General features: G+C 38.7%; 7 protein-coding genes. 5 read left to right on the plus strand and 2 right to left on the minus strand.

Annotated elements, in window-relative coordinates:
- The first annotated feature begins 431 nt into the window (after nt 1-431).
- Together E5A76_RS04950 and E5A76_RS04955 are read left to right on the plus strand one after the other, a co-directional pair.
- A complete protein-coding gene (locus tag E5A76_RS04950) occupies nt 432-1328 on the plus strand; it encodes a phosphotransferase (RefSeq protein WP_053989239.1) in 897 nt (298 codons plus the stop codon).
- 76 nt (nt 1329-1404) lie between these two features.
- Entirely contained in the window at nt 1405-2097 is a 693-nt protein-coding gene (locus E5A76_RS04955; RefSeq protein ID WP_237459242.1) for a putative ATP-dependent zinc protease, read from the plus strand.
- Between the two features lie 89 nt (nt 2098-2186).
- Here the strand turns inward: E5A76_RS04955 and E5A76_RS04960 are convergent, their stop codons facing one another.
- Nucleotides 2187-2999 (minus strand): DUF2797 domain-containing protein, encoded by an 813-nt coding sequence (locus E5A76_RS04960; RefSeq protein WP_053989238.1) that lies wholly within the window; start codon nt 2997-2999, stop codon nt 2187-2189.
- A gap of 272 nt (nt 3000-3271) precedes the next feature.
- Here E5A76_RS04960 and E5A76_RS04965 point away from each other — a divergent pair, with 272 nt between their 5' ends.
- The 3 genes from E5A76_RS04965 to E5A76_RS04975 all read left to right on the plus strand — a co-directional run bounded on the left by E5A76_RS04965 (nt 3272) and on the right by E5A76_RS04975 (nt 5054).
- Nucleotides 3272-3637 carry a DUF3703 domain-containing protein gene (locus tag E5A76_RS04965; protein WP_053989237.1) on the plus strand — a complete coding sequence of 122 codons (366 nt, stop codon included), beginning with the start codon at nt 3272-3274 and terminating at the stop codon, nt 3635-3637.
- A gap of 188 nt (nt 3638-3825) precedes the next feature.
- A complete protein-coding gene (locus E5A76_RS04970; protein ID WP_161118267.1) occupies nt 3826-4515 on the plus strand; it encodes an SDR family oxidoreductase in 690 nt (229 codons plus the stop codon).
- Between the two features lie 29 nt (nt 4516-4544).
- On the plus strand, nt 4545-5054 hold the full coding sequence (locus tag E5A76_RS04975) for a GNAT family N-acetyltransferase (protein WP_161118268.1): 510 nt from the start codon (nt 4545-4547) through the stop codon (nt 5052-5054).
- An 89-nt stretch (nt 5055-5143) separates the two neighbouring features.
- On the opposite strand, the gene E5A76_RS04980 is transcribed toward E5A76_RS04975, so the two are convergent.
- Complete coding sequence (locus tag E5A76_RS04980; RefSeq protein ID WP_181319861.1) at nt 5144-5476, minus strand: DMT family transporter; 333 nt, start codon at nt 5474-5476, stop codon at nt 5144-5146.
- Nucleotides 5477-5804: the final 328 nt, after the last annotated feature.

Genomic DNA, 5804 nt, shown 5'->3' on the forward strand with positions numbered 1-5804 from the left:
GCTCTTTGGTGCAGTCTCGGGTGCTCGGAGCTGTTTTTCCGATACAGTGCTTATTATCCTTACGATTTGAAAAGTTGAGATTAAATCTTATTAAGCTTTAAAGGAATATTCTGTATTTTGTCACATTCCTTTTAATGTATGGTGTTTTATTTTGCATTTAAGTGTGATTTAAATCATGCTTTTTATTTATCGCTAAAAAAGAGTTTTATTCACTGGTTTTTAACTGGTATAGCGCAAGTAACCTCTGAAAAAAATCAAATGTAACCAAAAGTAAAACATTTTAAGTTTTTTTTACCCTTGATACTGGTCATATTCGCTGTTCTGTTGCATTCTTAACTCATAATAAAGATTAAAAAGCTAATAAAACCAGAGCGTTATGCTTTTAGGGTATTTATTGGTAACAGTTGCTAGAATAGTCCAAGGTATCGAATATGAATAAAGCTCAGCTCAAAAATATTGCTGAAAAATCTTTTTTTGCAATGTTCCGTAAAAAAGCTGATGTATGTGATATTCAGGAAACCTTTTATGGTTGGGTTGTATTTCTTGCCACAGGGAAGGCAAAGATTGTTGTTAAGTTTTCACGTGAAGTGGGTCGTATTAGTAAAGAAGTGGAATGTTTACAGAAATTACGCTCAATTGTGAGCTGTCCTGTACCACAGATTTACTTATTCGGTCGTGAAGAAGGGTATGACTATATCGTGCTAGATTGGCTCGAAGGTCGTCCTGCTAATGAATTGCCAAATGATAAATTTGCAATTGAGACATTCCGTGAAGACTACACAGATATTTTAATCGCATTACATGAGCACAATCACCCTCAAGGTTTTGAATTGACCAATGGTAAGTTTGATGGTGATTTTAACAATGCTTTTGATGACTGGATGCTAGGGGTTTATAAATACCTATCATGCTCAGTATCGCCTTTTAGCGCTCAATTAAAAGATAAATACACTGAGCTATGGGAACGTCGTCGAGAAATTCTAGCGCCAATTGCCAATGAATCATCATCTTTTGTACATGATGATTGCCATCTCGCAAATGTGTTATTTGATCCGAAAACGTTCAAAGTAGCAGGGCTGCTTGATCCTTGCGACAGTGGTTTTAAACACCGTGAAATGGATGTGATCCACCTGTTTGACGTACGTGGTGATACGCATATTGCTGAACGTTATATTGAAAAGCGTCAACTTGATGATGGTTTTGAAGCTCGTCGCCATTTCTTTAGTTTATGGGACGATGCTAAACATAGCCGTAATATGGGCTGGTATGATGAAAACTGGTTAATGCAGAAGTTTAATAAGTTTGAATCAGCCGTTCGTATGCAGTAATTAGTTGCCTGTTTTCTATTGTAAGTATTATGTTTTGTAAGGTAGGGGTATAAAAGAATAGCGAGAAGAGGTGCTTATGATGCATATAGTTAGTGGGATTTCGTTCTTTTTGTTTGCTGGTGGTGTACCAGTGGAGCACGATCAAAGGACTACTCATCATGCTATAGCTACAAGTACAGTTTCGGAATATTCTTTTATTCCCATTACCCCACAGAAATTCTTTGATGATAGCGCACAGACTGAACATCATATTATCTCATATCCAACACAATCATCTTTTATCTCCAACATCTCCAATTCTGTTACTGCTCCGTCATTAATATTGGCTCATAACCAAATTCATTCAGCCAAATCAGGCATGGCAAAAGAAACTGCTGAAGGTCTATATGTAGTAGGGCGTCATGAATGGATATTACTCGGTACATCGAAAGAGTATTTCTCCGCTTATGTCGATCAAGGATCTAAAAATTCGCGAATAGGTGTTAGTGAATTAGTTGAGTTTGAACGAGAGGGGAAAGATTGGGTGAAGTTTATATTGCAGGGTAAAGAATATAAACATGCGATCAGTGAATGGCTGAAAGACAGTAAAAAAAGCGATAAACCACTACCTGCGATTAAGTTACGCACTAAGCTCGGTGATATCAATGAAGAGATTGAATATGTTTTGATTAATGGCGGTAATGGGATTGTGTTAGGTGAAAACTTCTTGCGTGATCTGGCGGTTCAAAATACCCAATATGATTATATTCAAGGCAGAGTTAAACAATAAAAGCGAAGTCTACGCAGTCATACATTCTGCCGAAAGTACGCTAGGTATGAGTTCGCTTTTAATTGTTATCTTACTGATTGCCTGTGCTATTACGCTTCAGCAATCACTTCGTAGCTAGTGAACTTACGAATGTTAATTACACCCGTGTCAAAGATAAGGTATTGGCCTTTAATACCTTGCAAAATACCTTCAACCACAGGCTCTTTATCAAAATTATGTGAACTAATTTTGGTTGGGAACGCATCAACTGGGAATTGAATATCAACAATGTTGTTGTCTAAGTATTCAATTGCATCCTCGCCATATTCAGCGGTGATTTCAGCCAACTTGGCTTTTACTTCTGGCAGCAGTGTTGCAGCCTGTTCAACCAAATCAATCTCAACATTGTCACCTTTCAGCATTGCTCGCCAATTGGTTTTATCAGCCACTAATTCAGCAATTGCCACTTCGACTAAACCTGAGATCTGACGAGTTTTTACTTTTAGGATCGCTAAGGCTTGCGTTGCACCTTGATCAATCCAACGAGTTGGTAATTGAGTGTGACGAGTGATACCTACTTTAAGACCAGAAGTATTTGATAGGTACACGTAGTGCGGCACCATACAATTTTCCTCGCCCCATTGTGGTTCACGACAGGTACCTTTTGCGTAATGGCAAGTCTCAGGCTTCATGATACACATATCGCAAGAGGCAAGCTTTTTCATACAAGGGAAACAATGGCCTTGTGAATAGCTCTTCTTGGTTTTCTTGCCACATGATTGACAGAAAATATTGCCTGTGTGAGTCAGTTTAAGGTGCTTTCCGATCAACGGGTTAAGATGAAGCTGTTGATCGCCAATAGGAAGATGATAGTCAACAACATCATTTAAAGTTGACTTCATTTTACTTAGTGTTCCTTGCATACAGTGCTCATTGCTTTGTTTTTATAGTGTTGTGATTCTAGCAGGAGTGAGTGATGAGTGGGGATAAATCTCAGTATCATTGCGAGGAAATTATGAGCCGTTAGTCGTTAAGCAGTGATGACGATCAACATTGATTGTGGAATTTAGGTAACAATACATGAAAACAGGCTAAAACAGTGATAATGCCCTAGAGGATGAGGATTTAGGCTGATTTATTTAGCTTGTTGATCTAGTGTCAAAAGCTTACTCAAGCATCGACCATGGAGGGAATAATGCTTAACCGATTTTCTAAAAATATATCTTATGCGGTGTTAAAAGAACTGTCTTTAGCACGAAAAGCCAGACGCAATAAAGATGTGTTATTAGAGTTCTCGCATTTAGAAAATGCCCATGTATTAGGGCAAAACTCAACCTATTGGCATACTAAAGTGCACTGTCACATGCTCTATTGGGCTAGACGTAATAGTGATAGCCATGAGTTAAGAGGGCAATTGCTACGTGTGTTTGGGGCTTTTACTAAAACTGCGATAGGGTTGGTGCCTGAGGGAAATACAGGCGGTAGCAACATAAGCCCATTTAAGCCATTACCGATTTCAGCGATTCATCAGCAAAAGATCATGCGTGCAAAACAGGTCTGATAGCTAACGTATTGGTATCGTTTAGTAATGACAATCGAACAGTAAAAACGCCGATAACTGAGTATGTTATCGGCGTTTTGTCTTTTTATTTAATAGTTGTTCAGGCGTATACAGCGTGTATATTGGTTAGATAATCAGCGAGATGTAAGTATCTCCAATAAATAGAGTTGGCTAATTAAGGGGTTGAAATGAAAAGAAATGTCATGATCACGGGGGCAAACCGAGGCATTGGATTGAGCCTTGTTGAGCAATACTTAATCCAAGGCTGGGCTGTTCATGCCACAGTTCGAAATTTAGATTCAGCGTTAGCCCTTGAGCAATTAGCGGCTAAATATACCGATTTAATGATTCATGTTTTGGACGTAACTGATTACGAGCAAATGGAGCATTTAGCTGCACAATTACCGGTATTGGATGTATTAATTAACAATGCTGGTTATTACGGGCCTAAAGGGTACGGTTTTGGTAATACCGACGTGAATGAGTGGCGTAAGGTCTTTGAAATAAACACTATCGCACCACTAAAGCTGGTAGAGAGCCTCTACCCGCTATTGAAAAAGGGTCAAACAAAGAAGATCGCTTGCTTATCATCAAAAGTAGGTAGCATGACAGAAAATACCTCAGGTGGTGGCTATATTTATCGCTCTTCAAAGGCCGCATTAAATTCAGTGGTAAAAAGTTTAAGTAACGATCTGCGTGAAGAGGGTTTTACGGTATTAGCGTTACATCCTGGTTGGGTTCAAACTGAGATGGGCGGGCCGAATGCACTTATTGATACGGCAACATCTGCGCAAGGGTTATATGCGGTAATAGAGCAAAGTTCACCAACTCAGAGTGGTGAGTTTATTAACTACGATGGTAGTTGTATCGCGTGGTAATTAGCAATTAATTGAAAAGAGAGTGTGCAATGGAAAATGTCATTATTCGTCATAGTGAACAAACTGATATTGACGGTGTTAAATCCATTTACGAGTCAGAAGTCGCCTATGGTGGCACACTCCAACTTCCATTTCCTTCGCTCGAACGTTGGACATCACGCTTAACAAATTTGCCGCAAGGGTGCTACAGCCTTGTGGCTGAGTATGACGGTGAAATTATCGGTCAATTAGGTTTATCGGTTTGTGATAATCAGCGTCGTAAACATGTGGCTAGTTTTGGTATGGGAGTAAAAGAAGCGTATCAAGGGAAAGGTGTCGGTAGTCAATTATTGCAAGCTGCATTAATGCTTACTGATAAATGGCTGAATGTTCAACGCCTTGAATTAGAAGTGTATACAGATAATGTTGCTGCTATCAAACTGTATCAAAAACATGGTTTTCAGATTGAAGGTGAAGCGAAACATTATGCGTTTAGGAATGGTGAATATGCTAATGTTTATCATATGGCTCGGTTACGTACCTATACTGAAAACATTTGATCATACAAGAGCGGTATACCGAGTGTTCTAGATAACAAAAAGGCAGCGATAAGGCTGCCTTGTTGTTTCTGTTATTTTAGAACCTTGGATTAGTGACCCACTGTTTTTGATAGTAGGTTTACAATCAGTACACCGACAATAATAAAGCCGATCCCCACGATGGCCGGTAAATCTAAACGTTGGCCATAAATGAAGAAGCTAATCGTTGCCACAAGCACAATACCAGCACCGCTCCAAATTGCGTACACAATTCCAACAGGCATGGTTTTTACTGTTACTGACAGTAAGAAGAAGGCAACACCATAACCTACAAGCACCACGATACTTGGTACAAGCTTGGTGAATTGTTCGGCCTTAGGAATAAATGATGTTGCAATAACTTCAAAAATGATCGCAATAGATAAGGCTAAAAGTGGTGGCATAGAGGTCAGTAGTTTAAACATTGCGTGTTTCTTCTATCAATTAAGAGGTGCGCATTTTGAGCTAAATAAAGCGATTAACCAAGTACTATTTAGGCAAATGATTATTACTGTACTGTAACAATTGCAATATAAATAACTTATCTATTACATCAATGGATGTTTTGTTTGTTATGTTTTTGTTTGTACATGAGTCGATCTGCCATAATAATGGCTTTTTGATAATCATTGTCGATGGCGGTTATGCCATAAGACATGGAAACTAAGTGATCGGTTTTAGATTTTATCTCAGCATTCGCGTTGGTAATTTTCTTTTCAAATTTTTCAAAAC

The sequence above is a fragment of the Photobacterium lucens genome (assembly GCF_009873615.1).
GTDB classification, from domain to species: Bacteria; Pseudomonadota; Gammaproteobacteria; order Enterobacterales; family Vibrionaceae; genus Photobacterium; species Photobacterium lucens.

What these genes read in the sequence shown, in the direction of transcription:
- E5A76_RS04950 (WP_053989239.1), top strand. Translation starts at nt 432, where the DNA reads ATGAATAAAGCTCAGCTCAAAAATATTGCTGAAAAATCTTTTTTTGCA.
- E5A76_RS04955 (WP_237459242.1), top strand. Translation starts at nt 1,405, where the DNA reads ATGATGCATATAGTTAGTGGGATTTCGTTCTTTTTGTTTGCTGGTGGT.
- E5A76_RS04960 (WP_053989238.1), bottom strand. Translation starts at nt 2,999, where the DNA reads ATGCAAGGAACACTAAGTAAAATGAAGTCAACTTTAAATGATGTTGTT.
- E5A76_RS04965 (WP_053989237.1), top strand. Translation starts at nt 3,272, where the DNA reads ATGCTTAACCGATTTTCTAAAAATATATCTTATGCGGTGTTAAAAGAA.
- E5A76_RS04970 (WP_161118267.1), top strand. Translation starts at nt 3,826, where the DNA reads ATGAAAAGAAATGTCATGATCACGGGGGCAAACCGAGGCATTGGATTG.
- E5A76_RS04975 (WP_161118268.1), top strand. Translation starts at nt 4,545, where the DNA reads ATGGAAAATGTCATTATTCGTCATAGTGAACAAACTGATATTGACGGT.
- E5A76_RS04980 (WP_181319861.1), bottom strand. Translation starts at nt 5,476, where the DNA reads ATGCCACCACTTTTAGCCTTATCTATTGCGATCATTTTTGAAGTTATT.